This is a genomic window from Streptomyces sp. NPDC058092 (genome assembly GCF_042884935.1).
In the GTDB taxonomy this organism is placed as follows: domain Bacteria; phylum Actinomycetota; class Actinomycetes; order Streptomycetales; family Streptomycetaceae; genus Streptomyces.
The window spans coordinates 1-26,117 of sequence record NZ_JBHVSY010000019.1 but is presented as its reverse complement, the minus strand read 5'-3'; the positions used below and the strand labels follow the sequence as shown (position 1 = coordinate 26,117).

Sequence of the window (26,117 nt, the reverse complement as noted above, 5' to 3'; positions counted from 1 at the left end):
CCGCACGATCACACAGCAGCGGACGCGAGTTCCTCCTCCGCCCCCGTACCCGTCCCTGCCTCCGCATCGGTCTCCGCGTCGGTCTCGGTCCCGATCCCGTGCAGCAGTCGTGTGATCGCATGCACTGCGGACCGTCCGGCACGGTTGGCGCCGATCGTGCTCGCGGACGGCCCGTACCCGACGAGATGGATGCGTCCGTCCCGTACGGCCCGGGTGCCGTCGACGCGGATGCCGCCGCCCGGCTCGCGCAGTTTCAGCGGGGCGAGATGATCGATGGCGGCCCGGAATCCGGTCGCCCAGAGGATGACGTCCGCCTCGACCGTCCGGCCGTCGTCCCAGGCGACCCCGGTCGGCGTGATCCGCTCGAACATCGGCAGCCGGTCGAGCACCCCTTCCTCGCGAGCGTGCCGGACCGCGTCGGTGAGCGGCAGCCCGGTCACGCTCACCACACTCTGCGGCGGCAGCCCGCGCCGTACCCGCTCCTCCACCATCGCCACGGCGGCCCGCCCCCGGTCCGCGTCGAACGGCCCCTCCCGGAAGACCGGCGGCCGACGGGTCACCCAGTACGTCTCGGCCGCCACCTCGGCGATCTCCATCAGATGCTGCGTACCGGAGGCACCGCCACCGACCACCACCACGCGCTGACCGGCGAACTCCGCGGGCCCCGGGTAGTTCGCGGTGTGCAACTGCCGCCCCCGGAAGCTCTCCTGACCCGGGTAGCGCGGCCAGAACGGCCGGTCCCAGGTGCCGGTGGCGTTGATCAGGGCGCGGGTGGCGTACGTACCCTCGGACGTTTCGACGAGCAGCCGTCCGCCATCGCCCTCGCGCACGGCGTTCACGTCGACCGGTCGGCGAACGCGCAGGCCGAAGGTGCGCTCGTACGTGTCGAAGTACGCGCCGATCACCTCGGAGGAGGGCCGGCTGTCGTCGGCTCCGGTGAGTTCCATGCCGGGCAGCGCGTGCATGCCGTGCACCTTGCCGTACGTCAGCGAGGGCCAACGGAACTGCCAGGCGCCGCCGGGACGCGGGGCATGGTCGAGCACGACGAAGTCACGGTCGGGCTCCAGACCGGCGCGCCGCAGATGGTAGGCGCCGGACAGTCCCGCCTGTCCGGCGCCTATCACGACGACATCGACCGTGTGCGCGGCGCCCACCCCAAAGTTGTTCACACTTCTACTAACCCCCTCGGCGGTGAGGATCTTCCCGCGATCGGCCGTGATGCTCGCGCACAGGCGCTCAGCGGCCGCCCTCGACGAGCAGTGGAGCCCCGCCCGGCGCGGACGCGGGCCGGCCGTTCGCGGCAGCCACCCCGAGCAGCGGCGACGCCGGTACGGTCGACAGCAGACCGCGCGCCGCCAGCTCGGGCGTCACACCCTCTCCGAACCAGTACGCCTCCTCCAGATGCGGGTAACCGGACAGCACGAAGTGCTCCACACCCAGCTCGTGGTACTCCTCGATCCGGTCCGCGACCTCCGGGTGACTCCCGACCAGCGCGGTGCCCGCACCGCCCCGCACCAGGCCGACGCCCGCCCACAGATTCGGCGCGATCTCCAGCTTGTCGCGGGAGCCGCCGTGCAGTGCCAGCATCCGCTGCTGCCCGACCGGCTCGCTCCGCCCCAGCGCCTGCTGCGCGGCAGCGACCGTCTTGGCATCGAGATCGCCCAGCAGTCGCTTGGCGGTCGCCCACGCCTCCCGAGAGGAGTCGCGGGAAATCGTGTGCAGCCGGATGCCGAAGCGGACCGTACGTCCCTGCTCCTCCGCCAGCCGCGAATCCAGTCGGACTTCTCCTTCACGGCCGCCTGCGGCTCGCCCCAGGTCAGATAGACATCGGCATGCGCGGCGGCCACCGGCCCCGCCGCCGACGAGCCGCCGAAGAAGATGTCCGGCAGCGGGTCCGGCGGCAGCGCGGTCAATCCGCCCTCGACCTGGTAGTGCTCGCCTGCGAAGTCGAACGGCCGCCCGCTCCACGCCCCCGCACCACCGAGAGGAACTCGGCGGTCCGGGCGTAGCGCCGGTCGTGGTCCAGATGGTCACCGAAGCGTCGCTGCTCCGTCGAGTCGCCACCCGTCACCACGTTGAGCAGCAGCCGCCCCCGGGTGATCCGCTGATATGTCGCGGCCATCTGCGCGGCGAGCACCGGCGAGATCACACCCGGCCGGAACGCCACCAGGAACTTCAGCCGTTCGGTGTGCTGAGCCAGTGCCACCGTCGTCAGCCAGGCGTCCTCGCACCAGGTCCCGGTGGGTGTCAGCACGGCCTCGAACCCCAGCTGTTCGGCGGCCTTCGCGATCTGGTGACCCGGGTCCCGTAACTGCGCCTGACCGCGTCCAGGGCCACCTCGTCCGGCAGGCCGGTCTCCTTCGCCCAGACCTTCGCCCACGCCTGCGGATGCTTGAACACCCAGGTCTGCGCCCGCTGCAGACGGACCAGCAGATCGCCGATGGCCTCGGACTTCTTGGCGTCCCTCAGCGCGGCGGGCGAGGCCGCCTGGAAACTGAGACCGTTCACGAGGCTTTCACCGGTGGTCAGCACCCGGGCCTTCGTGCTGCGGAGCACCTGCGAGGTGTAAGGATCCCAGATGGCCCAGGCATCGACCATGCCCCGGTTGAACGCGGCGAGCGCGTCGGCGGGCTGAAGGTATTTCAGCTTCACGTCCGAGACGCCGAGCCCCGCCTTCTTCAGCGAGGCCACCAACTGGTAATGGGCCGAACTGCCCTGCGTCACGGCGATCGACCTGCCCTTGAGCTGCCCCGGATTCCGCAACGGCGAGTCCTTCGGGACCACGATCGCCTCGCCCGCGGAGGAGTCGTGGCCGGCGCCCACCACGACGATCCTGGAATCCGAACCCGCGGCGAAGACCGGCGGGGTGTTGCCGACGCCCCCGATGTCCACGGCCTGGGCGTTGACCGCCTCCAGGAGGGGTGGGCCCGAGCTGAAAGTCGACCAGGTGATCCGGCAGTCGAGGTCGTCCAGTTCACCGGAGGCGCGCAGGATGGCTTCGTAACCGCCCTTCTGATCACCGACGTTAAGGGTGACTTCGCCCTTGCCGTCGGTGTTGTCCGCGGTGGACGCGGACGTGGCACCTCCACAGGCGGCCGGCAGAAGAGTGAGGGGCAGGAGCAGGGCGGGCAGGGTACGGCTTCTCATCGGCTTCTCCGTCATCGGGGTGTTCGGGCGGTCGGGGCGGCGAGGTGGCCGGGTAGTCACGCGGCCTTTCCGGGCGCGGCAGCGCTCTCGACACCCAGCTCGGTCAGCAACCGGGAGCGCAGCGCGGCGAACTCGGGACCGCCCACCGCGCGCGGCCTGTCCAGGGCGACGGGTGTGTCGTACGCGATCACCCCGTCCCGCATCACCAGCGCACGGTTGGCCAGCAGCAACGCCTCGTCCACGTCGTGCGTGACCAGCAGCACCGCGCAGCCGCGTCGCTGCCAGAGCTCGGCGACCAGTTGCTGTGCCCTGATCCGGGTCAACTCGTCGAGTGCGCCGAACGGTTCGTCGAGCAGCAGCAGATCGGGCGCACGCACCAGCGCCCGGACCAGCGAGGCCCGCTGTGCCTCACCACTGGACAGCGTCCTGGGCCAGGCCCCGGACCCGGACCGCTCCCCGAGCCCGACCTCCTCCAACGCGCGCTCCGCGACCGCCCGTTCGGGCTTTCCGGGCAGCCCCAGCAGCAGCACGTTGCGCCAGACCCGCTTCCACGGCATCAGCCGCGGCGCCTGAAAGGCGACAGCCCGTCGCTTCGGTACGAGCACGGTGCCCGCGATCTCCCGGTCCAGCCCGGCCAGCACCCGCAGCAGAGTCGACTTCCCGCAGCCGCTGCGTCCGAGGAGCGCGGTGAACTCCCCTGCATTCAGGGTGAGATCGAGCCCGTCGACGACAGTCCTGCCGTCGAAGGAACGGGTCAGCCCTTCGACCCGGACGGCAGGCCCCGGCAGGCCGTACGCGGCTGGGGAGCTCACTGTCCCGTGAAGGTCGGTCGCCATTGCAGCAGCAGCCTTTCGAGTGCGCGGACGATGACATCGGCGGCCAGGCCGAGGAAGGCGTAGACGACGAGGCACACGACGATGACGTCGGTACGTAAGAACTCCCGGGCCTGATTCATCAGGAAGCCGATCCCGGCATCGGCGTTGACGGACTCGCCGAAGACCAGCGCCAGCCACGCGGTGGCGAGCGAGTAGCGTAGCTCTGTCATCGCCCCGGGGAGTGCGCCCGGCAGCATTTCATGCCGGATCAGCCACCATCGGCCGAGTCCCAACGACTGACCGGATTCGATGAGTTGGGCATCGACGCCGCGAATGCCCGCGTACACATTGAGATACAGATGGAAGACCACACCGAGCGCGATGAGTGCCACTTTCGGCGCCTCGCCGATCCCGAGCCAGATGATGAACAGCGGGATCAGACCGACCCGGGGAACGGTCCGGAGCATCTGCACGCTCGCGTCCATGAGATCCTCGCCGAGCCGCGAGAGCCCGGAGACCAGCGCGAGCGCCGTACCGACGACACCTCGGAGCACCAGCCCCACGGCAACCCACTGCAACGAGATCCCCATCGCCGACGGCAGCGTCCCGTCCGCGATCAGATCCGATCCCGCGCGGGCAATGGTGCCGGGCGATGCGAGCACATCGGGGTGCAGGACCCCGGTGGCACTGAGCACCTGCCACAGCACAAGAACCAGCAGCGGCCCGACGGCACGCCGTATCCAACGAGGCACCGCCCGGAGGCGTACAGCCCGGCCAGAAGCCGGAACCACCGGCTCGAGATCGAGCGACCGACGAGCGGCCGAAGGAGAAGATTTACCGGATTCCAGCGATATATCCGGTGGGTCGAAGGCATGGCCGATGGTCATGAGGGCTCCACGAGCAGTCCACGGTCAGTGGGAAGTGAACCTCGGACGCACGGGCACGCGCACCGCTGCCGTCATTGCGGCACGGGCTACGACACGCGGTCGCCGAGGTGAGATACACCGAGGCACATGCCAACAGACACGTACGGCAGCGGGAACGGACGACCGGATCGCCCGGTCACCGTCGGAAGATGCGCTGAGAGGACGTCAGCAGCCGCGGCGACACGTGGCGGAAGCCACCCGCAGCAGGTCGATGTGACCGCGCGAAGTGAGCAGAGCTGAACGGAACATGGCGCTGAACGTAGCGATCCTGGAAAGAAACGGTCAATGGTGTCTCGGCACGTGGACGCGCGATCTTGCGGCACGAACGAGAGGATGGAGCCATGCCCCATGCCTTCACCACCAGCGTCCTGCACATCACCACCGGAGCGACGGAGACCGTCACCGACCTGACGCACGACTGTGAACAATTCCTCGCCCGGACGGCCCCCACCGGCGACGGCCTGCTCAACATTTTCGTACCGCACGCGACCGCCGGCATCGCCGTCCTCGAAGCCGGCGCGGGCAGCGACGACGACCTCCTGGCCGCCCTCCACACCCTGCTTCCCGCCGACGACCGCTGGCAGCACCGCCACGGCAGCCCCGGCCACGGCCGCGACCACGTACTCCCCGCCCTCGTCCCACCGCACGCCACACTGCCGGTGATCGGCGGCCGGCTGGAACTGGGGACGTGGCAGTCGGTATGCCTGGTCGACACGAACATCTCTAAAGACAACCGTCAGGTTCGTCTGAGCTTCCTGGGCTGACCTAGATCGCTCCCAGGGGTCGTGCCGCCGATTCTCCGTACCATGCGTGCGCGAACGGCGAGAATCTTGCACGGTACGGCCCCACATGCGATCGAGCGTCCCTATGACGGATGCGGTAAATGCCTGCTCGGAGCGCGGCGACTGTCGCGCGTGAAGCTGGCTACATCATCCCCCGAGCGCCAGCGGGAGAACGTGCTCACGGCCGCTGCTTCCGTCGGCGCGCACATCATCGGCTGGGCCGACGACTGGGAGGTCTCGGGCGCCACGGACCCCGTGACACGTCCGAAGCTGGGCCCCTGGCTCCGCGATGAGAGGGGCCCATACGACGGCCTTGTCGCGGCCGCGGTGGACCGGCTGGGCCGCAATGTCGTCGATTGCCTGAATACCGGTTACCTGAATACCGGTTACAAGATGCGGGACGAGAAGAAGATGCTCGTCACGTATGGGCACGACGGCCCCTGGAAACTGGATGACCCGGCCGACGAGAACCGTTTCACCATGGAAGCCTGGGGTGCGCAGATGGAACTCCGCGCGATCCAGCGCTGGAATCGCGATGCCACGATCAAGTTGCGGGCGGCCGGCCGGCCGAAGGGCAAGCCGTCCTACGGCTTCCAGTACGTGCGAAAGGTGATGGGGGGAAAGATCGATCACGTCGAACTTCACCCACACGCTGCCGAGGTGATACGAGGCGTCGCCCGTCGCATTCCGGCCGATCCCGAGAACGTCACCACCAGTAGCGAGGCGGACCGTCTCAACCGTGCGGGAGAACCGTCGCCTGCGGACCACTTGGCCATGATGTACGGCAAGTCGGCGGGAGGCCGGCCATGGTCCCCGCAGAGCCTGAGGAACATCCTCCTGTCGGAGGCCACGCTCGGCTATCTGATGCACGGTGTCGCAGAACGGCAGGAAGACGCGATCGGGACCGATCTTCGTGGCGAGTCGCTGGGCGAGGTCGGCGGCGAGAGCACGGTCATGTGCGGCAAAGAGCCGGTGGGCTATATAGACGGACACGGGAGAGGCCCCCGAGTCGGTGGTCAGGCGCGACGAGGCGCGGGGATCGGGAGGGGCGGGGCCGCGACGTACCGGGCTGCGGCTGTTGTCGCTGCTGGTCATCGCTCCGCACCCGGCGCAGGGCGCCGACGTCTTCACCCCGCTGCTGCGGCGGGACGGTGGGCCGCTCGTGGCCGTGGTCGATCCGCGGGTCGGCGCGCGGGGCTGCCTCGCCGGTGCCGACGCCTTGGCGAGTGCGTACTCGACGTGCGGGATCGAGGCCGCGCTGCTCGACATCCCGGTCCTCGAAATCGGCACGCCGGGCGAGCGCACGCTGGACCTGGCCGGCCACGGCCTCGCGACCCGGTGCCACAACGCCGTTGACGTCGCCGAAGCGCTCTCCGCCCTGCGTGAACCGGGCACGCCCGTCCCGAAGACGGCCCTGGACGCGGTGTGCCGGTGGCGCGGCGACAGCGCGGCCCAGGTCGCTCGCCTCATCACCCGGCGCGCCGAAGCCCGCGCCAGATCATCCGACCACGTCAACCACGATGCCTCCGGCGCGACCTCTGCGTCGCCCCAGGGCGAAGGAGTACCTGCCCGATGACACACCTCACCGCCGACAGCATGGCCGAGCTGTTCTCCGGCGCCATCACGCTGGCCAAGTCGGGCGAGCAGGTCAGCCCCCGGGGCATGGCCACCCGGGAAGTTTGCGACGTCCACCTGCTGCTCACCCAAGGGAGTGGGGGGAGAGAGAATGGCGCTTCCGTGAGTGGGCGGGCGGCGGGACCGGGTCGGTGCCCGCCGCCCGGCGGGGTCAGGCTCCGGTGCGGCTCGTGCGGGGGCGCAGCTCCAGGAAGGCGCCCTTCGCGGGCAGGGTGGAGACGCTGCGGCTCTTCGTCGCCTCCGGCGTGGGGTCGGTCCGGTGGAGTTCGCAGTGGGTCAGCACCTCCCGCAGGACGGTCTTCATCTCGAGCAGGGCGATCTTGTCGCCGAGGCAGCGGATCCGGCCGCCGCCGAACGGGATCCAGGTGTAGACGCCCGGCTTGCTCCCGAGGAAGCGGTCCGGCCGGAACCGGGCGGGCTCCGGGTAGAGCTGGGGATCGCGGTTCATGAGGTACGCGCTCGCCCACAGGACCATGCCCGGCTCGAAGCGGACCCCGCCGATCTCGATGGGCTTGACGACGGTACGGGGGATGATCTGCGGGATCGAGGGCCGCACCCGGAGCACCTCCTGGACGGTGGCGGTCAGGTACGCGTCCTCCGTGCCCGCGTCGATCTCCGCGACCAGCTGCTCCAGCGCCTCCGGCTCGCGGCTGAGGAACTCGAAGGCCCAGGAGATGGCCGCGGCCGTGGTCTCGGTGCCGGCGAGGAAGATGGTCATCATCTCGTCGCGCAGCTCGGTCTGGGACAGTGGAGTGCCGTCCTCGTGCGTGATGCCGAGGAGTACCGAGAGCATGTCGTTGTCGAGGTCCCCGGCAGCCCGGCGGTCCGCCACCGCACCGGCGATGAGGGCGTTGGCCCGCTCGCGCAGGGTCAGGAACTCGTCCAGCCCCAGCGGCCGGATCATGCGCAGCACGCGCACGGCCGCGGGCGACATCTTGTGGATCATCATGGCCGAGGCCATGCTGTTGTTGAACTTCATCATCCCGATAAGGACTTCGAGGAGCTCGTCCCACTGAGCGGGCACCACGCGCCCGAAGATGACCTCACGGATCACGTTCAGGGTGAATCGGTGCACCAGCGGGTGCAGCGACATGGCCTCGTTCCGCGGCCACTTCGCCACCTCCTCCACGGCCATCCGGCTGACGGAGTCCTCGATGCGGTGCAGCGCCTTGCCGTGGAAGCTCGGCATCAGCAGCTTGCGGCGGACCTTGTGGGCGTCCTCGTCCAGCCAGGCCAGCCCGGACTGTCCGGTGAACTTCTCGATGGTGGCGGAGCCCGTTCCGGTGTGCAGCACGTCGGCCGGGGCGAGGAACATCTGCTTGATGTCCTCGGGCGCGGAGAGCACGTAGAGCGGACGGGGAGGGACCCGGATGCGCAGCGCGAACCGGTCCCCGTACTGGTCCCGGCAGCTCTCCACGAAGTCCGCGGGGCTCTTCCAGTACGAGAGGATCTGGCGCAGCGCGGACACCTTGGGACCCGGCAGCGCCTCGGCGGGTATGGCCGGCCGGGTGCGGGGCGCGTCGGCCGCGGTGTGGTCGACGGGGCATCCGGCCGCGGCGGCGAGCGCCGCGTCGGCCGTGCCGGTCTCGGGAGCCGCCTGCTTGGGTGCGTTCATGACTGCCGGTCATCCTTTCGAGGTGCGGGGGCGGGCGGTGACATCCGCCCGCCCCTGTGCACAGGTGCGGATCGAGGAGAGATCAGGTACGGGTCTGGTCTGGTACGGGTCTTCGGGTGTGGTGCGGTGCCGTCAGGTCGGGGCCGCAGCCGGGGCGGGTGCGGGCGTCCGGCCGGTGCCGATGAGGAGCATCGCCAGGCCTCCGGCCAGTCCGCAGCCCGCCATGAACAGCCAGGTGGCGTGGAACTCGGCCAGTGCGGGCCGGGCGCCGAGGAGGGCCGCGACCACGGCCACCCCCAGGGCGAGGCCCACCTGGCGGCACATCGACATCAGGGCCGTGCCGGTGGCGAACCGCTCCGGCGGCAGCGGCAGCGTCGCCGCCCCCGACAGGCTGGGCAGGACCAGCCCCGAGCCGATGCCGGCGACGATGCCCGCCGGGAGGAACGCGGAGGCGTAGTCCGGGCCGACGGCCGTCGCGGCGGCCCACCAGACCCCGCCGACGGCGAAGAGGACGCTGCCGGCGAATCCGATCCAGCGGGCACCGTAACGGGCGGCGAGGATTCCGCCGGGGACCGCGCATACGGCCGCCATCAGCGGCCCGGGCGCGATCTCCATCCCGGCCCGCAGGACGGAGTGCCCCCAGACCTGCGTGAGGAACAGGGTGGAGCCCAGGATCATCGCGCCGAAGCCGGAGAAGAACAGCAGCGTGGCGAGATCCCCGAAGGCCACCGAGCGGATGCGCAGGACGGCGGGTTCGACGACCGGCGAGGGGTGGCGCAGGACCCGCCGCACGCTGTACGCGAGACCCAGCGCGCCGGTTCCCGCCAGGGCGAGTACCCGGACGCTGTCCCAGCCCCATGCCTCGCCCTGCACGATCGCGGCGACCACGGCCGCGATGGCGGCGGCGAGCACCAGCGCGCCGGTCACGTCCGGGGCCGAGCGGCCGCTGTCGCGGATCTCGGGGAGGACCCGCCAGGCCACGAGGACGGCGACGAGCCCGAGGGGCAGGTTGACCAGGAACACCCAGCGCCAGTCCGCCTGGACCAGGAGCCCGCCCACGGGCGGCCCGGCCGCGGCGGCCGCGCCGCCCATCGCCGCCCACAGGCCGACCGCGGCGCCGCGCTTCTCCGCCGGGAACAGCGGCAGCATCAGCCCGAGCGAGCTGGGCAGCATCAGCGCGCCGCCGACGGCCTGCGCGATCCGGGCCGCGACGAGCACACCGAGCGAGGGGGCGAGGGCGCAGGCCGCCGAGGCCGCCGTGAACAGCACGAAGCCGGCGATGAACGCCCGCTTGCGGCCGGACCGGTCGGCCCAGGAGCCCGCGGGCATCAGCAGCGCGGCGAAGGCGATCGCGTAGGCGCTGAGTACCCAGGACAGGTCGCCGAGGGAGGAGTCCGGGAAGGACCGGGCCAGCTCCGGGAAGGCGATGTTGACGATGAACAGGTCCAGGGAGGAGACGAAGACCCCGGTGAGGACCACGGCGATCGACAGCCCCCGGCGGGCGGCGCGGACCTCCGGGACCGATCCGGAGGCCGGCGCGACAGGCGCGACAGGTGCGGCGGGCGTGGCCGCGTCGGTGGTCACGGCCGTGTCGGGGGCCTGCGCGGCCGGGCTGGTGGTGTGGTGCGGGGTCATGCCTCGATCCACCTTTCCGTGACGTCCGCCGTGTCCGCGGCGGCCGATTCGATCAGGGCGAAGTGGTCGGCGGTGACTTCCACTTCGTCGTCCGCGACCTCCCAGGCCGGCCAGGACTGCCCGGTGTCACCGAGGAGTTCACCGGCCCGGATGAGGAGGCTGCGGGAGGTGATCCGGGCAGCCGGACGCTCCGTGAGGAGCCTCATGTACGTGCCCATGGAAAGCCAGTTGGCGTCGTCGACGACGATGGCCTCGTCCTCACGGCTCAGGATCTCCGTCATCACCATCGAGAAGACCCGGTCGGTCTCCTCCTCGCCCTCCGGAGTGGGAGTGTCGATCATCACCACGGGCACCGGGGAGTCCCCGGAAGCCTCGAACCGGGCCGCGAGGGAATGGGCGACCACACCGCCGATGGAGTATCCGACCAGGACGAAGGGGTCCTCGCCCACGGCGTGCCGGATCGCCTGCTCGAGGACCTCGACGGCCGCTTCCCAGCTGGCCGGTACGGGCTCTCCGCCGCGGAATCCGGGCAGGGTGCAGACGTAGACGTCGCGCCGGCTGTCGAACCGGGCTGCGAACCGCATGAACTGGTGCGGGCCCGAGCCGACCACGAAGGACGGAACGCAGACGATCTTCAGCCGCTTCCCGTCCTCGCCGGCCCCGTGGCCGCCGAGGACCGCGGGGTCGTCCGGGGTTCCGTCCGCCGCCCCGTCCGCGGCGACGCCGGTGTCCGGGTCCTGCCTGGCCGCGAGTTGGACGACGTACCCACTGGTGTCCCCGAACTCGGCCGCCGAGGCGAACGAGCTCTGGAAGCGCGAGGCTTCGGTCAGCAGCGGCACCGTGTGCCGGATCGAGCCCGAGGTGTGCGCGTGGCGCAGCAGGGTCCCCAGGGTGCCCAGGCCGGACCGGCTTCCCGTACCGGTCTGCGCGGTCGCCACCACGGACCCTGGGACCTCGGCGAAAGCGGCGGTGGTGGTGGTGTCGCCGATTTCGGTGAGGAGGTGGCGGGCGACGGCGGTGGGGTTGGGGTGGTCGAAGACGAGGGTGGAGGGGAGTCGTACGCCGGTGGTCTGGGTGAGGCGGTTGCGGAGTTCGACGGCGCCGAGGGAGTCGAATCCGAGGTCCTTGAAGGCGCGTTCGGGGTCGACGGTTTCGGGTGTGGTGTGTCCGAGTACGGCTGCGACTTGGGTTTGGACGACTTCGATGGTGATGCGTTCGCGGTCTTCTTCGGTGGTGGCGGTGGTGAGGCGTTGGGCGAGTGATCCGGTACCGGGTGTGTCGTTGGTGGGTCGGGCGGGGGTGCGGACGAGTCCGCGCAGGAGCGCGGGCAGCATCCCGGCGCGGGCCTGCGCCCGCAACGCCGCCGCATCCAGCCGTACGGGAACGGACAGGTGGGTGTCCGTGCGCCGTACCGCCTGGTCGAAGAGCTCCACACCCTGATCGGCGCTGAGGGCACCGACACCGGCGCGCTCGAGGCGGGCGAGTTCCGCTTCGTCGAGGGTTCCGCCCATGCCGCCGGCTTCGGCCCAGAGGCCCCAGGCGAGGGAGGTGGCGGGGAGTCCGGCGGCCTGGCGTCGGGCGGCGAGGGCGTCGAGGGTGGCGTTGGCTGCGGCGTAGTTGCCCTGGCCGGGGCTGCCGATGAGGGCGGCGACGGAGGAGAAGAGGACGAAGGAGGCCAGGTCGAGGTCGGCGGTGAGTTCGTCGAGGTGGAGTGCCGCTTCGGCCTTCGGGCCGAGTACGCGGGCGAGTTGGTCGGGGGTGAGGGTTTCGATGGTGGCGTCGTCGAGGATTCCGGCGGCGTGGACGACGGCGGTGAGCGGGCGCTCGAGCGAGGTGATGAGCTGGGCCAGTGCGTCGCGGTCGGTGACGTCGCAGGCGGCGACGTCGACCTGGGCGCCGAGCTCGGTCAGTTCCGCGACCAGCTCGGTGACGCCTTCGGCGGCGGTGCCGCGGCGGCTCACCAGCAGGAGGTGCTTGGCTCCGTAGGCCTCTGCGTAGTGCTTCGCGAACAGGGCGCCGAGGCCCGCGGTACCGCCGGTGATCAGGACCGTGCCTTCGGGGTCCAGGATCTGGGGCGGGGTGGGTGCGGCCGTGCCGGCGCGGGCGAGGCGCGGGGCGAGGGTTCCTCCGGCTCGCAGGGCGAGCTGGGGTTCGTCGAGGCTTGCGAGTGCGGGCCAGTCGAGGGTGGTGGTGTCGGTGTCGTCTTCGAGGTCGATGAGGAGGATGCGGTCGGGGTGTTCGGACTGGGCGCTGCGGACGAGTCCCCAGATGGGGGCCTGTGCCAGTGCGGGGGCTTCGCCTTCGGCGGTGGCGATGCCGTTGCGGGTGGCGACGATCAGGCGGGTGTCGCCGAAGGCGTCGGCCGCCAGCCAGTCCTGGAGCAGGGCGAGGGTCCGCTCGGTGACGTCCCGGACCGTGGCGTCGGCGGACTCCACCACCGCGACCACCAACTCCGGCACCGGCTGCCCGGCAGCCACCGCGGCACCGAGCGCCGCCAGATCCCCGTACTCCCCGCCCAGCACGGTGACGTCGGCCCTCGCCGAGTCACGGGAGGCGGGTACGGCCGTCCAGGCGATCCGGAACAGAGAGTTCTGCCGGCCGCCCTGGGCCGCCTCCAGCTGTTCCCGGCTCACGGGCCGGAAGGCGAGCTTCGCCACGCTGACGACGTGCTCGCCCTGCTCTCCGGCGACGTCGACACGGAGCGCGTTCTCGCCGGCCGATCCGATCCGGACCCGGACCCGGGCCCGGCCGGTCGCGCCGAGACGTACGCCCGCCCAGGAGAACGGCAGTCCGACCGAGGGCCCGTCCCCCTGGAGCAGCCAGTCCAGACCGCTGTGCAGGGAGGCGTCGAAGAGAGCGGGGTGTATGCCGAATCCGCCGGCGGTCTCGGCATGCCCCTCGGGCAGGGCGACCTCGGCATAGACCGCGTCCCCGGCGCGCCAGGCGGCCCCCACGCCCTGGAAGGCCGGACCGTAGTCGAATCCGATGCCGATGAGGCGGTCGTACAGTGCTTCGGCCGTGAAGGGCTCGGCCCCGGCGGGCGGCCACTGCGCCGCCCAGGCCGCGGGCTGCTCCACCTCGGCGGACAGGGTTCCGCGGGCGTGGCAGGTCACTTCGGGGGCCTCGTCCTCCGCGCCGTCCTCGGAGCGCGAGTAGAGGGCGACGTCACGTCGGCCGTCCGGGGCGCTCTCGCCGACGACGACCTGGAGCTGAACGGCCGTGTCCCCGTCCAGCAGGAGCGGCGCCTCCATGACCAGCTCGTCGAGTACGGGCGTCCCGGCCCGCTCTCCCGCGGCGAGCGCCAGCTCCACCAGCGCGGTACCGGGGACGATGACGGTCCCGAGGACGACGTGGTCCTCGACCCAGGGCTGTTCACCGGCCGAGATGCGGCCGGTGAATATCCACTCGTCGCGGTCGCCGACCTGAGTGCAGGCGGCGAGCACCGGGTGATCCACCTGCCCGAGCCCGGCGGCCGTGAGGTCACCGGCGCCACCGCTGCCCGGCGCGAGCCAGTAGTGCTCGTGTTGGAAGGCGTAGGTGGGGAGGTCGGTGCGTGTGGCGCCGGTGTTGGCGTAGTACGTGTTCCAGTCGACGGGGATGCCGGCGGTGTGGGCGTGTCCGAGGAAGGTGGCGAAGGTGTGGGCCTCGGACTGGCGTGCGCGCAGGGCCGGGGTGAGGACGAGACTGTCTTCGTCCTCGAGGCATTGGCGGGTGAGTGCGGTGAGGATGGCGTCGGGGCCGAGTTCGAGGTAGCGGGTGACGCCTTCGCGGTGGAGTGTGCGGATGCCGTCGTGGAAGCGGACGGCTCCTCGGACGTGCTGGACCCAGTAACCGGGGTCGGTCAGTTCATCCGTGACGACGTCACCGGTGACGTTGGAGAGGACGGCGATGCGCGGCGGGTTGAAGGTGAGGTCTTCGGCGATCTTCCGGAACTCGTCGAGCATGGGTTCCATGCGTGGGGAGTGGAAGGCGTGGCTGACCCGAAGGCGGGTGGTCTTGCGGCCCAGTTCCTCCCAGCGCGGAAGCCATGCGTCGAGAGCATCCAAGTCGCCGGAGACGACGATCGAGCGGGGTCCGTTGACGGCTGCGATCTCGAGGCGGCCTTCGAACCCGGCCAGTGCTTCGGCGACTTCGGGTTCTTCGGCCTGGATGGCGGCCATGCCGCCGCCGGCAGGTAGCGCGCCCATGAGACGGCCGCGCGCGGCGACCAGGGCACAGGCATCGGCGAGGGAGAGAACCCCGGCGACGTGTGCGGCGGCGATCTCACCGACCGAGTGCCCGATGAGGTAGTCGGCGCGAATGCCGAGGGATTCGACGAGTCGGAACAGTGCGACCTCGATGGCGAACAGCGAGGTCTGGGTGTACTCGGTGGCGTTCAGGGTGGTGTCTTCGGCGGCGAGGAGTTCGCGCAGTGAACGTCCCAGCAGCGGGTCCAGCTCCGCACACACCTCATCCAACGCGGCAGCGAACACCGGGTAAGCAGCGGCCAGTTCCAGGCCCATGCCCGCCCGCTGCGCACCCTGCCCAGTGAACAGGAACGCGGTCCTGCCACCCACCTGTCGGCCCTGGAAGACCCCAGCCCCCGGCTCCCCGGCGGCCAGAGCCGTCAGCCCGGCGATCAGTTCGTCCCGGTCCCTGGCGACGACGACCCCGCGGTGTTCCAGCTGGGCTCGGGTGGTGGCCGCGGAGTATGCGACGTCCAGCAGCCCGGACTCCGGCCGCTCCGCCACGTGGGCGGCCAGGCGCTCCGCCTGCGCACGCAGGGCGGGCACGGACTTCGCCGACACCACCACCGGAACAGCCGGAACCGCAGCCGGATTCCGCACTTCGGCGGCCGCGTCGGCCACCGGACTCGGAGCCTCCTCCAGGACCACGTGCGCATTCGTGCCGCTCACACCGAACGAGGACACGCCCGCGCGACGGAGGCGGCCTTCGGTGGCGGGCCAGGGCTCCGCCTCCGTGAGCAGGCGGGCCTCCCCGGCCTCCCAGTCGATGTGGGAGGAGGGCTCGTCCACGTTGAGGGTGGCGGGCAGGAGGCCGTTGCGCATCGCCATGACCATCTTGATGATGCCCGCGACGCCCGCGGCGGCGGAGGTGTGGCCGATGTTGGACTTGATGGAGCCGAGGCGGAGCGGGCCGTGCTCGCGGTTCTGGCCGTAGGTGGCCAGCAGTGCCTGTGCCTCGATCGGGTCACCGAGGCGGGTGCCGGTGCCGTGGCCTTCGACCGCGTCGACGTCGCGCGGGGTGAGCCCGGCGTTGGTGAGGGCCTGGCGGATGACGCGTTCCTGGGCGGGGCCGTTGGGGGCCGTGAGCCCGTTGGAGGCGCCGTCCTGGTTGATGGCGCTGCCGCGGATGACGCCGAGGATGCGGCGGCCGTTGCGCTGGGCGTCCGAGAGGCGTTCCAGGACGAGCAGGCCGAGGCCGTCGGAGAAGCCGGTGCCGTCCGCGCCCTCGGCGTACGACTTGCAGCGGCCGTCGGCAGCGAGGCCGCGCTGGCGGCTGAACTCGGTGAGCAGGAAGGGGCCCGCCATGATCGTGACGCCGCCGGCGAGGGCGAGAGAGCATTCGCCCGAGCGCAGGGACTGGGCCGCCAGGTGCATGGCGACCAGGGAGGAGGAGCAGGCGGTGTCGATGGACACGGCCGGGCCCTCCAGGCCCAGGGTGTAGGCGACGCGGCCCGATACGACGCTGGTGGTGGCGCCGGTCAGACGGAAGCCCTCCACCTCGGGGAGCGCGCCCGCGGGCACGACCCCGTAGTCCGAGGTGCCCACGCCCACGAACACGCCGGCGTCGGTGCCGCGCAGCGAGGTCGGGTCGATACCGGCCGCCTCCAGGGCCTCCCAGGCGGCCTCGAGGGTGTGACGCTGCTGCGGGTCGATGGCGAGGGCTTCGCGCGGGCTGATCCCGAAGAAGCCCGCGTCGAACTCGTCCACGCCCGACATGAACCCGCCGCCACGGGCGTACACCTTGCCGAGCTGCTCCGGGTCGGGGTCGTAGAGGTTCTCGAGGTCCCAACCCCGGTCGTCCGGAAGCGGAGAGATCGCGTCCCGGCCCTCGGCCACGAGCTGCCACAGGTCCTCGGGCGAGGTGACCCCGCCCGGGTAGCGGCAGCTGATGCCGACGATCGCGACCGGCTCCCCGGCACGGTCCTCGTACTCCTGGAGCCGGGCCCGGGCCTCGCTGAGGTCGACGGCGACCCGCTTCAGGTACCGGACCAGCTTCTCCTGCTGGAGATCGCTTTCTTCGCTGCTCATCTTCTCTTCCCCCTGGTCGTGATGAAGTTGCCGGTTTCCGTTGCCTGGCCCGTCACAGCGCTCCGAACTCCGCGTCGATGAGGTCGAAGACCTCGTCCGCCGTGGTGGCCGCGCCGAACTTCTGGGCCGCCGGCTGCGCCGACTCGCCGAGGGACGACAGCAGCATCCGGAGCCGCGCCGCGACGCGCTGCTGGTCCTCCTCCAGAACCTCGGTGAGTGCCCGTTCGAACTTCCTCAGCTCCCCGTCGATCACCGGCTCCGCCGGGGCGGTGGTGGTGGTGTCGCCGATTTCGGTGAGGAGGTGGCGGGCGACGGCGGTGGGGTTGGGGTGGTCGAAGACGAGGGTGGAGGGGAGTCGTACGCCGGTGGTCTGGGTGAGGCGGTTGCGGAGTTCGACGGCGCCGAGGGAGTCGAATCCGAGGTCCTTGAAGGCGCGTTCGGGGTCGACGGTTTCGGGTGTGGTGTGTCCGAGTACGGCTGCGACTTGGGTTTGGACGACTTCGATGGTGATGCGTTCGCGGTCTTCTTCGGTGGTGGCGGTGGTGAGGCGTTGGGCGAGTGATCCGGTACCGGGTGTGTCGTTGGTGGGTCGGGCGGGGGTGCGGACGAGTCCGCGCAGGAGCGCGGGCAGCATCCCGGCGCGGGCCTGCGCCCGCAACGCCGCCGTGTTCAGACGTACGGGAACCAGTACGGCGGAGTCGAGCTGGTGCGCCCCGTCGTACAGGGCCAGGCCCTGCTCGGCGGAGAGGGCGCCCACTCCCATGCGCTCGAGGCGGGCGAGCTCCGCCGTGTCCAGGCCTGCGCCCATGCCGCCCGCTTCTCCCCACAGGCCCCAGGCGAGGGAGGTGGCGGGGAGTCCGGCGGCCTGGCGTCGGGCGGCGAGGGCGTCGAGGGTGGCGTTGGCTGCGGCGTAGTTGCCCTGGCCGGGGCTGCCGATGAGGGCGGCGACGGAGGAGAAGAGGACGAAGGAGGCCAGGTCGAGGTCGGCGGTGAGTTCGTCGAGGTGGAGTGCGGCGTCGGCCTTCGGGCCGAGTACGCGGGCGAGTTGGTCGGGGGTGAGGGTTTCGATGGTGGCGTCGTCGAGGATTCCGGCGGCGTGGACGACGGCGGTGAGCGGGCGCTCGAGCGAGGTGATGAGCTGGGCCAGTGCGTCGCGGTCGGTGACGTCGCAGGCGGCGACGTCGACCTGGGCGCCGAGGCCGGTCAGTTCCGCGACCAGCTCGGTGACGCCCTCGGCGGCGGTGCCGCGGCGGCTCACCAGCAGGAGGTGCTTGGCTCCGTACGCCTCTGCGTAGTGCTTCGCGAACAGGGCGCCCAGACCACCCGTACCACCGGTGATCAGGACCGTGCCCTCCGGGTCGAGGGTCCGGCCCACCTCGCCGGTGGCCGGAGACTGCGCCCGGCCGAGACGCGGTACGCGAACCTCGCCGGCACGGACGGCGAGCTGAGGCTCGTCCAGACCCGCGAGCGCGGCCCAGTCCACGGCCGCCGCGTTCTCGCCGTTCTCGACGTCCATGAGCAGGAACCGGTCGGGGTGTTCGGACTGGGCGCTGCGCACCAGGCCCCACACCGGCGCCTGCGCCAGCTCCGGGACCTCGGAGGCGGTCACGGCGACGGCCTTCCGGGTGGCGACGATCAGGCGGGCTCCGGCGAGCGCGTCGGCCGCCAGCCACTGCTGGAGCAGGGCGAGGGTCCGCTCGGTGACGTCCCGGACCGTGGCGTCGGCGGACTCCACCACCGCGACCACCAACTCCGGCACCGGCTGCCCGGCAGCCACCGCGGCACCGAGCGCCGCCAGATCCCCGTACTCCTCTCCGAGGACCACGACCCGAGCGTCCGCGTCGGACTGCGGGGCCGGTACGGCCGTCCAGTCGACGCGGTACAGCGGGGCCGCTCCCGAGCGGCGCAGGCTGTCCAGGTTCGCGGGGTCGACCTCACGGAAGGCCAGCGTCCCCACCCGGCCCACGCCGAGGACGTCCACGCTGAGGGCGGAGTCGCCGCCGGAGGCGATCCGGACCCGGACCCGCTGTCCGGCCGTCCCGGTCAGGCTCACACCCGACCAGGAGAAGGGCAGCCGGGCCGTGGAGCCCGGACCCTGGTCGAGCCAGGACAGTCCGCCGTGCAGGGAGGCGTCGAAGAGGGCGGGGTGCAGGGCGAAGCCGTCCGCGGGGGTCGCGTCGGGCAGTGCCACCTCGGCGAAGACGGCGTCATCGCCGCGCCAGGCGGCCCGTACGCCCTGGAAGGCCGGGCCGTAGTCGAACCCGAGCTCCGTCAGACGGCCGTACAGATCGTCCACGGAGACGGGCTCCGTCTCGGCGGGCGGCCATTCGGTGGGCTGCCAGGCGGGCTCCGCCTGCGCGGCAGCCGGAACGAGAGTGCCGCGGCCGTGGCACACGGCCTCCTGCTCCTCTTCCTCGCCCGACTCGGCGCGGGTGTAGAGGGCAACCTCGCGGCGGCCCTCCGCATCGGGGGAGCCGAGGGTGACCTGGAGGTGCACGGCGGCCTCGTCCAGGATCAGCGGCGCCTCCATCACCAGTTCCTCGAGCACGGCGCTGCCGGCATGCGTGCCGGCGGCCACGGCGAGTTCGACGAAGGCGGTGCCGGGCACGATGACCATGCCCAGGACGCCGTGGTCCTGTACCCACGGAGCCGACTCCCGCGAGATGCGGCCGGTGAAGATCCACTCGTCGCGGTCGCCGACCTGAGTGCAGGCGGCGAGCACCGGGTGATCCACCTGCCCGAGCCCGGCGGCCGTGAGGTCACCGGTACCGCCGCTGCCGGGCGCGAGCCAGTAGTGCTCGTGTTGGAAGGCGTAGGTGGGGAGGTCGGTGGGGCGGGCGCCGGTGTTGGCGTAGTACGTGTTCCAGTCGACGGGGATGCCGGCGGTGTGGGCGTGTCCGAGGAAGGTGGCGAAGGTGTGGGCCTCGGACTGGCGTGCGCGTAGGGCCGGGGTGAGGACGAGACTGTCTTCGTTCTCGAGGCATTGGCGGGTGAGTGCGGTGAGGATGGCGTCGGGGCCGAGTTCGAGGTAGCGGGTGACGCCTTCGCGGTGGAGTGTGCGGATGCCGTCGTGGTAGCGGACGGCTCCTCGGACGTGCTGGACCCAGTAGCCGGGGTCGGTCAGTTCATCCGTGACGACGTCACCGGTGACGTTGGAGAGGACGGCGATGCGCGGCGGGTTGAAGGTGAGGTCTTCGGCGATCTTCCGGAACTCGTCGAGCATGGGTTCCATGCGTGGGGAGTGGAAGGCGTGGCTGACGCGAAGACGGGTCGTCTTGCGGCCCAGTTCTTCCCAGCGCGGAAGCCATGCGTCGAGAGCGTCCAAGTCGCCCGAGACGACGATCGAGCGGGGTCCGTTGACGGCTGCGATCTCGAGGCGGCCTTCGAACCCGGCCAGCGCTTCGCTGACTTCGGATTCTTCGGCCTGGATGGCGGCCATGCCGCCGCCGGCAGGTAGCGCGCCCATGAGACGGCCACGGGCGGCGACCAGGGCACAGGCATCGGCGAGGGAGAGAACCCCGGCGACGTGTGCGGCGGCGATCTCACCGACCGAGTGCCCGATGAGGTAGTCGGCGCGGATGCCGAGGGACTCGACGAGTCGGAACAGTGCGACCTCGATCGCGAACAGCGAGGTCTGGGTGTACTCGGTGGCGTTGAGCGTCGCGTCTTCGGCGGCGAGGAGTTCGCGCAGTGAACGTCCCAGCAGCGGATCCAGCTCCGCACACACCTCATCCAACGCGGCAGCGAAGACGGGGTAAGCAGCGGCCAGTTCCAGGCCCATGCCCGCCCGCTGCGCACCCTGCCCAGTGAAGAGGAAGGCGGTCTTACCGCTGACCGGGCGGCCCTGGATCAGTCCGGGTTCCCCGGCGGCCAGAGCCGTCAGCCCGGCGATCAGTTCGTCCCGGTCCCTGGCGACGACGACCCCGCGGTGTTCCAGCTGGGCTCGGGTGGTGGCCGCGGAGTATGCGACGTCCAGCAGCCCGGACTCCGGCCGCTCCGCCAGGTGGGCGGCCAGGCGCTCCGCCTGCGCACGCAGCGCGGGCACGGACTTCGCCGACACCACCACCGGAACAGCCGGAAGTTCCTCGCGGGCGATTGCCTCGGGCTCCGGGGAGGCGGGGGCCTCCTCCAGGATCACGTGGGCATTGGTGCCGCTGATGCCGAAGGACGAGACGCCGGCCCGACGCGGGCGTTCCGCCGTGGACTTCCACTCCTCCGCCTCCGTGAGCAGGCGGATCTCCCCGGCCTCCCAGTCGATGTGGGAGGAGGGCTCGTCCACGTTGAGGGTGGCGGGCAGGAGGCCGTTGCGCATCGCCATGACCATCTTGATCACGCCGGCCACACCGGCGGCCGCCGAAGCGTGGCCGATGTTGGACTTGATGGAGCCAAGACGGAGCGGGCCGTGCTCGCGCTCCTGGCCGTAGGTGGCCAGCAGCGCCTGCGCCTCGATCGGGTCACCGAGTCGCGTGCCCGTACCGTGCCCCTCGATGGCGTCGACATCGGTGGGGGCGACGCCCGCGTTGGCGAGGGCCTGGCGGATGACGCGTTCCTGGGCCGGGCCGTTGGGGGCGGTCAGCCCGTTGGAGGCGCCGTCCTGGTTGACGGCGCTGCCCCGGACCACGCCGAGGATGCGGCGGCCGTTGCGCTGGGCGTCCGAGAGGCGTTCCAGGACCAGCAGGCCCAGGCCGTCCGAGAAGCCGGTACCGTCCGCGCCCTCCGCGTACGACTTGCAGCGGCCGTCCTCGGCCAGACCGCGCTGACGGCTGAACTCCGTGAGCAGGAACGGGCTGGACATGATCGTGACTCCGCCGGCGAGGGCGAGGGAGCATTCGCCCGAGCGCAGCGCCTGGGAGGCGAGGTGCAGGGCCACCAGAGACGAGGAGCAGGCGGTGTCGATGGACACGGCCGGGCCCTCCAGGCCCAGGGTGTAGGCCACCCGTCCGGACAGCACGCTGGCCGCGGTGCCCGTGAGCCGGAACCCGTCGAGTTCCTCGGGGGCCTGGGAGGCGTAGTCGGAGGCCACGACCCCGCAGAAGACACCGGTGTCGGTGCCGTGGAGCCGGGTCGGGTCGATGCCCGCGTTCTCGAACGCTTCCCAGGCGGCCTCGAGGGTGAGGCGCTGCTGCGGGTCGGTGGCGAGGGCTTCGCGCGGGCTGATCCCGAAGAAGCCCGCGTCGAACTCGCCGACGCCCGACATGAACCCGCCGCCGCGGGCATAGAGGGTGCCCGGCCGCTCGGGGTCGGGGTCGTACAGGTTCGCCAGGTTCCAGCCGCGGTCGTCCGGGAGCGGGCTGATGGCGTCGCGGCCCTCGGCGAGGAGCTGCCACAGCTCCTCGGGCGAAGTGACCCCGCCCGGGTAGCGGCAGCTCATGCCCACGATGGCGAGGGGCTCGTCGTCGACGGGCTTGCGGGCGGCACGGACCGCCGGACGGGTCTCGGTGGTCTCCACCGCACCGGCCTGGGTCAGCAGGAACCGGGCCACCGCCAGAGAGGTGGGGTGGTCGAAGACGAGGGTGGACGGCAGCCGGAGGTCGGTGGTCTGGGTGAGGCGGTTACGGAGTTCCACGGCACCGAGCGAGTCGAAGCCGAGTTCCTTGAAGGCGCGTTCGGGGTCCACACCGGCCGGCGAGGAGTGCCCCAGGACGGCTGCGACCTGGGTGAGCACCAGGTCCAGCGCCAGACGGAGCCGGTCCTCTTCCGCGACGGCGGCGAGGCGCTGGGCGAGGGAGCCGCCGGCGCTCTGGGTGCGGCGTGCGGGTATGCGTACGAGTCCGCGCAGGAGTGCGGGCAGCATTCCGGAGCGGGCCTGGTCCCGCAGGGCCGACTGCTCGAGGCGTACGGGGACCAGGAGCGCGGAGTCCAGACGCAGCGCGGCGTCGTACAGCTCGAGGCCTTGTTCGGCGGAGAGGCCGCCCATACCGGCGCGCTCGAGGCGGGCGAGTTCCGCTTCGTCGAGGGTTCCGCCCATGCCGCCGGCTTCGGCCCACAGGCCCCAGGCGAGGGAGGTCGCGGGGAGGCCCGCGGCACGGCGGGCAGCTGCCAGCGCGTCGAGAGCCGCGTTCGCTGCGGCGTAGTTGCCCTGGCCGACACCGCCCAGGAGGGCGGCGACGGAGGAGAAGAGGACGAAGGAGGCCAGGTCGAGGTCGGCGGTGAGTTCGTCGAGGTGGAGTGCCGCTTCGGCCTTCGGGCCGAGGACGCGTTCCACGTGGGCCGGGGTGAGGGTTTCGATGGTGGCGTCGTCGAGGATTCCGGCGGCGTGGACGACGGCGGTGAGCGGGCGCTCGAGCGAGGTGATGAGCTGGGCCAGTGCGTCGCGGTCGGTGACGTCGCAGGCGGCGACGTCGACCTGGGCGCCGAGGCCGGTCAGTTCCGCGACCAGCTCGGTGACGCCTTCGGCGGCGGTGCCGCGGCGGCTGACGAGCAGGAGGTGCTTGGCTCCGTACGCCTCTGCGTAGTGCTTCGCGAACAGGGCGCCGAGGCCCGCGGTACCGCCGGTGATCAGGACCGTGCCCTCCGGGTCCAGGGCGGGAGCCGCGGACCGGTCGGAGGTGACGGCCGCGCGGGCCAGCCGGGGTACGAGGAGCCGGCCGTCGCGGAGTGCGAGCTGCGGCTCCCCTTCCAGCGCGGCGAGCGACACCCAGTCGAGGTCCGCCTTGCCGGCGGCGTGCTCGTCGAGGTCCACGAGGACGATGCGGTCCGGGTGCTCGGACTGGGCGCTGCCGACCAGACCCCAGGCGGCGGCCTGGCTCGGATCCGCGGTCTCGCCCCCGGCAGTCGCGACGGCCCGGCGGGTGGCCACGATCAGACGGGAGCCGGTGAGGGCCTCGGTGGCCAGCCACTGCTGGAGCAGACCGAGGACGTGCCCGGCCGTCTGCCGGAGCGTCTCGGCGGACCGGCCGGAGCCGGTCGCTTCGATGAGGGCGACCACGGCGTCCGGGACCGGTGCGCCAGCGCTCACCGCGCGGTCGAGCTCGGCCGGGTCGGCGTACGTTCCGCCCAGGATCTCGACGCGGGAGGTGGCCTCCGACCGGCGGGGTGCGGGAACGGTCGTCCAGTCCACGCGGTACAGCGGCGCCGCTCCGGAGCGGCGGGCACCTTCCAGTTGGGCCAGTTCGACGGGGCGCGCCACGATGGAACGCACGGAGACGACGTGGTCCCCGGCATCGTCCACGGCGTCCAGGCGCAGCGAGGCATCACCGATCGAGACGACACGGACCCGCAGCCGGGTCTCGCCCAGCCGGTCGAGCCGGGCGCCGGACCAGCTGAAGGGCATCCACTGGCGGCCGCCCTCGCCGTCGTTCAGCAGGACGGCGCCGCTCTGCAGGGCCGCGTCGAGGAGCGCCGGGTGCATCCCGAAGTCCCGGGTGGCCGCGTCCACGTGCTCGTCCGCGAGGGAGACCTCGGCGTACACGGTGTCGCCGTCACGCCAGGCGGCGCGCAGCCCCTGGAAGACCGGGCCGTAGTCGTAGCCGATCTCGGAGAGGCGGGAGTAGAGGGTGTCGACCGGCAGGGCCGTGGCACCGGCCGGCGGCCACTGGGCCGGCCAGGCCGCGGGGGCCTCGACGGTCGGGGCGAGGGTGCCGCGAGCGTGGCAGGTGGCCTCCGGGGCCTCCCCGTCCTCGACCCCGGACACGTCATGGCCCTCGGGCCGGGTGTAGACGGCGACCTCACGGCGTCCGTCCTGGTCCGGCTCCCCGACCGTGACCTGTACCTGAACCGCCTCGCCCTCCTGGAGGAGCAACGGGGCTTCGAGGACGAGCTCTTCGAGGACGGGCGTGCCGGCGTGGCGGCCGGCGGCGAGGGCGAGCTCGATGTGGTTCGTGCCGGGCACGACGATGTTGCCGAGGAGTACGTGTTCGGCGACCCAGGGCTGCGCGTCGGTCGAGATGCGGCCGGTCAGCAGCCACTCGTCACGGTTGCCGAGCTTGACGGCCGCGGCGAGGACGGGGTGACCGAGCCTGCCGAGACCCGAAGCGGCCGGATCGTGGGAACCGGAGCCGGGCGCGAGCCAGTAGTGCTCGTGTTGGAAGGCGTAGGTGGGGAGGTTGGTGCGTGTGGCGCCGGTGTTGGCGTAGTACGTGTTCCAGTCGACGGGGATGCCGGCGGTGTGGGCGTGTCCGAGGAAGGTGGCGAAGGTGTGGGTCTCGGACTGGCGTGCGCGTAGGGCCGGGGTGAGGACGAGACTGTCTTCGTTCTCGAGGCATTGGCGGGTGAGTGCGGTGAGGATGGCGTCGGGGCCGAGTTCGAGGTAGCGGGTGACGCCTTCGCGGTGGAGTGTGCGGATGCCGTCGTGGTAGCGGACGGCTCCTCGGACGTGCTGGACCCAGTAGCCGGGGTCGGTCAGTTCATCCGTGACCACGTCACCGGTGACGTTCGATACGACGGCGATGCGCGGCGGGTTGAACGTCAGTCCCTCGGCGACCGTGCGGAACTCGGTGAGCATGGGTTCCATGCGTGGGGAGTGGAAGGCGTGGCTGACGCGCAGGCGGGTGGTCTTGCGGCCCAGTTCTTCCCAGCGGGGGAGCCATGCGTCGAGAGCATCCAAGTCGCCCGAGACGACGATAGAGCGGGGTCCGTTGACGGCTGCGATCTCGAGGCGGCCTTCGAACCCGGCCAGTGCTTCGCTGACTTCGGATTCTTCGGCCTGGATGGCGGCCATACCGCCACCGGCAGGTAGCGCGCCCATGAGACGGCCACGGGCGGCGACCAGGGCACAGGCATCGGCGAGGGAGAGAACCCCGGCGACGTGTGCGGCGGCGATCTCACCGACCGAGTGCCCGATGAGGTGGTCGGCGCGGATCCCGAGGGATTCGACGAGTCGGAACAGTGCGACCTCGATGGCGAAGAGGGAGGTCTGGGTGTACTCGGTGGCGTTCAGGGTGGTGTCTTCGGCGGCGAGGAGTTCGCGCAGTGAACGTCCCAGCAGCGGGTCCAGCTCCGCACACACCTCATCCAACGCGGCAGCGAACACCGGGTAAGCAGCGGCCAGTTCCAGGCCCATGCCCGCCCGCTGCGCACCCTGTCCCGTGAAGAGGAAGGCGGTCTTACCGCTGACCGGGCGGCCCTGGATCAGTCCGGGTTCCCTGGCGGCCAGAGCCGCGAGCCCGGCGATCAGTTCGTCCCGGTCCCTGGCGACGACGACCCCGCGGTGTTCCAGCTGGGCTCGCGTCGTGGCCGCGGAGTATCCGACGTCCAGCAGCCCGGCTCCCAACTGCTCCGCCACGTGGGCGGCCAGGCGCTCGGCCTGGGCGCGGAGGGCCTGTACAGACTTGGCCGACACCACCACGGGAACGGCGGGCAGGGTCCGC

At 71.5% G+C, this 26,117-nt stretch carries 11 protein-coding genes and 2 pseudogenes; 3 read left to right on the top strand and 10 right to left on the bottom strand.

Going from position 1 to position 26,117, the window contains the following annotated elements; all coding sequences use genetic code 11:
* Positions 1 to 8: 8 nt before the first annotated feature.
* The 6 genes and pseudogenes from ACFVV1_RS27505 to ACFVV1_RS27480 all read right to left on the bottom strand — a co-directional run bounded on the left by ACFVV1_RS27505 (position 9) and on the right by ACFVV1_RS27480 (position 5,137).
* Positions 9 to 1,169, bottom strand: a complete 1,161-nt coding sequence (locus ACFVV1_RS27505; protein ID WP_389994288.1) for an NAD(P)-binding domain-containing protein — start codon at positions 1,167 to 1,169, stop codon at positions 9 to 11.
* A gap of 67 nt (positions 1,170 to 1,236) precedes the next feature.
* A pseudogene (locus ACFVV1_RS27500) lies at positions 1,237 to 2,290 on the bottom strand (LLM class flavin-dependent oxidoreductase).
* Positions 2,248 to 3,147, bottom strand: a complete 900-nt coding sequence (locus tag ACFVV1_RS27495; protein WP_389994285.1) for an ABC transporter substrate-binding protein — start codon at positions 3,145 to 3,147, stop codon at positions 2,248 to 2,250. Before ACFVV1_RS27495 ends, ACFVV1_RS27500 begins: the two are co-directional and overlap by 43 nt.
* A gap of 56 nt (positions 3,148 to 3,203) precedes the next feature.
* Positions 3,204 to 3,983 (bottom strand): ABC transporter ATP-binding protein, encoded by a 780-nt coding sequence (locus tag ACFVV1_RS27490; protein WP_389994283.1) that lies wholly within the window; start codon positions 3,981 to 3,983, stop codon positions 3,204 to 3,206.
* Positions 3,956 to 4,849 carry an ABC transporter permease gene (locus ACFVV1_RS27485; RefSeq protein WP_389994280.1) on the bottom strand — a complete coding sequence of 298 codons (894 nt, stop codon included), beginning with the start codon at positions 4,847 to 4,849 and terminating at the stop codon, positions 3,956 to 3,958. The genes ACFVV1_RS27490 and ACFVV1_RS27485 overlap by 28 nt, the downstream gene beginning before the upstream one ends.
* Positions 4,850 to 5,053: 204 nt before the next feature.
* A complete protein-coding gene (locus ACFVV1_RS27480; protein ID WP_389994603.1) occupies positions 5,054 to 5,137 on the bottom strand; it encodes a putative leader peptide in 84 nt (27 codons plus the stop codon).
* 92 nt (positions 5,138 to 5,229) lie between these two features.
* On the opposite strand from ACFVV1_RS27480, the gene ACFVV1_RS27475 reads away from it, so the two are divergent.
* The 3 genes and pseudogenes from ACFVV1_RS27475 (at position 5,230) to ACFVV1_RS27465 (ending at position 7,246) form a co-directional block, all read left to right on the top strand.
* Positions 5,230 to 5,652 carry a YjbQ family protein gene (locus ACFVV1_RS27475; RefSeq protein WP_389994277.1) on the top strand — a complete coding sequence of 141 codons (423 nt, stop codon included), beginning with the start codon at positions 5,230 to 5,232 and terminating at the stop codon, positions 5,650 to 5,652.
* Positions 5,653 to 5,694: 42 nt separating this feature from the next.
* Positions 5,695 to 6,177, top strand: a pseudogene (locus ACFVV1_RS27470) (recombinase family protein); the annotation flags it as partial.
* 505 nt (positions 6,178 to 6,682) lie between these two features.
* Positions 6,683 to 7,246, top strand: a complete 564-nt coding sequence (locus tag ACFVV1_RS27465; RefSeq protein WP_389994631.1) for a hypothetical protein — start codon at positions 6,683 to 6,685, stop codon at positions 7,244 to 7,246.
* A 210-nt stretch (positions 7,247 to 7,456) separates the two neighbouring features.
* Here ACFVV1_RS27465 and ACFVV1_RS27460 read toward each other — a convergent pair whose 3' ends face one another.
* The 4 genes from ACFVV1_RS27460 to ACFVV1_RS27445 form a co-directional block, all read right to left on the bottom strand.
* Entirely contained in the window at positions 7,457 to 8,920 is a 1,464-nt protein-coding gene (locus ACFVV1_RS27460; RefSeq protein ID WP_389994274.1) for a cytochrome P450, read from the bottom strand.
* Positions 8,921 to 9,052: 132 nt separating this feature from the next.
* On the bottom strand, positions 9,053 to 10,555 hold the full coding sequence (locus ACFVV1_RS27455) for an MFS transporter (protein ID WP_389994271.1): 1,503 nt from the start codon (positions 10,553 to 10,555) through the stop codon (positions 9,053 to 9,055).
* The gene (locus ACFVV1_RS27450; protein ID WP_389994269.1) at positions 10,552 to 16,809 is read right to left on the bottom strand and encodes a type I polyketide synthase; all 6,258 of its coding nucleotides are present in this window, start codon (positions 16,807 to 16,809) and stop codon (positions 10,552 to 10,554) included. Before ACFVV1_RS27450 ends, ACFVV1_RS27455 begins: the two co-directional genes overlap by 4 nt.
* A 52-nt stretch (positions 16,810 to 16,861) precedes the next feature.
* On the bottom strand, positions 16,862 to 26,089 hold the full coding sequence (locus ACFVV1_RS27445) for an SDR family NAD(P)-dependent oxidoreductase (protein WP_389994267.1): 9,228 nt from the start codon (positions 26,087 to 26,089) through the stop codon (positions 16,862 to 16,864).
* Positions 26,090 to 26,117: the final 28 nt, after the last annotated feature.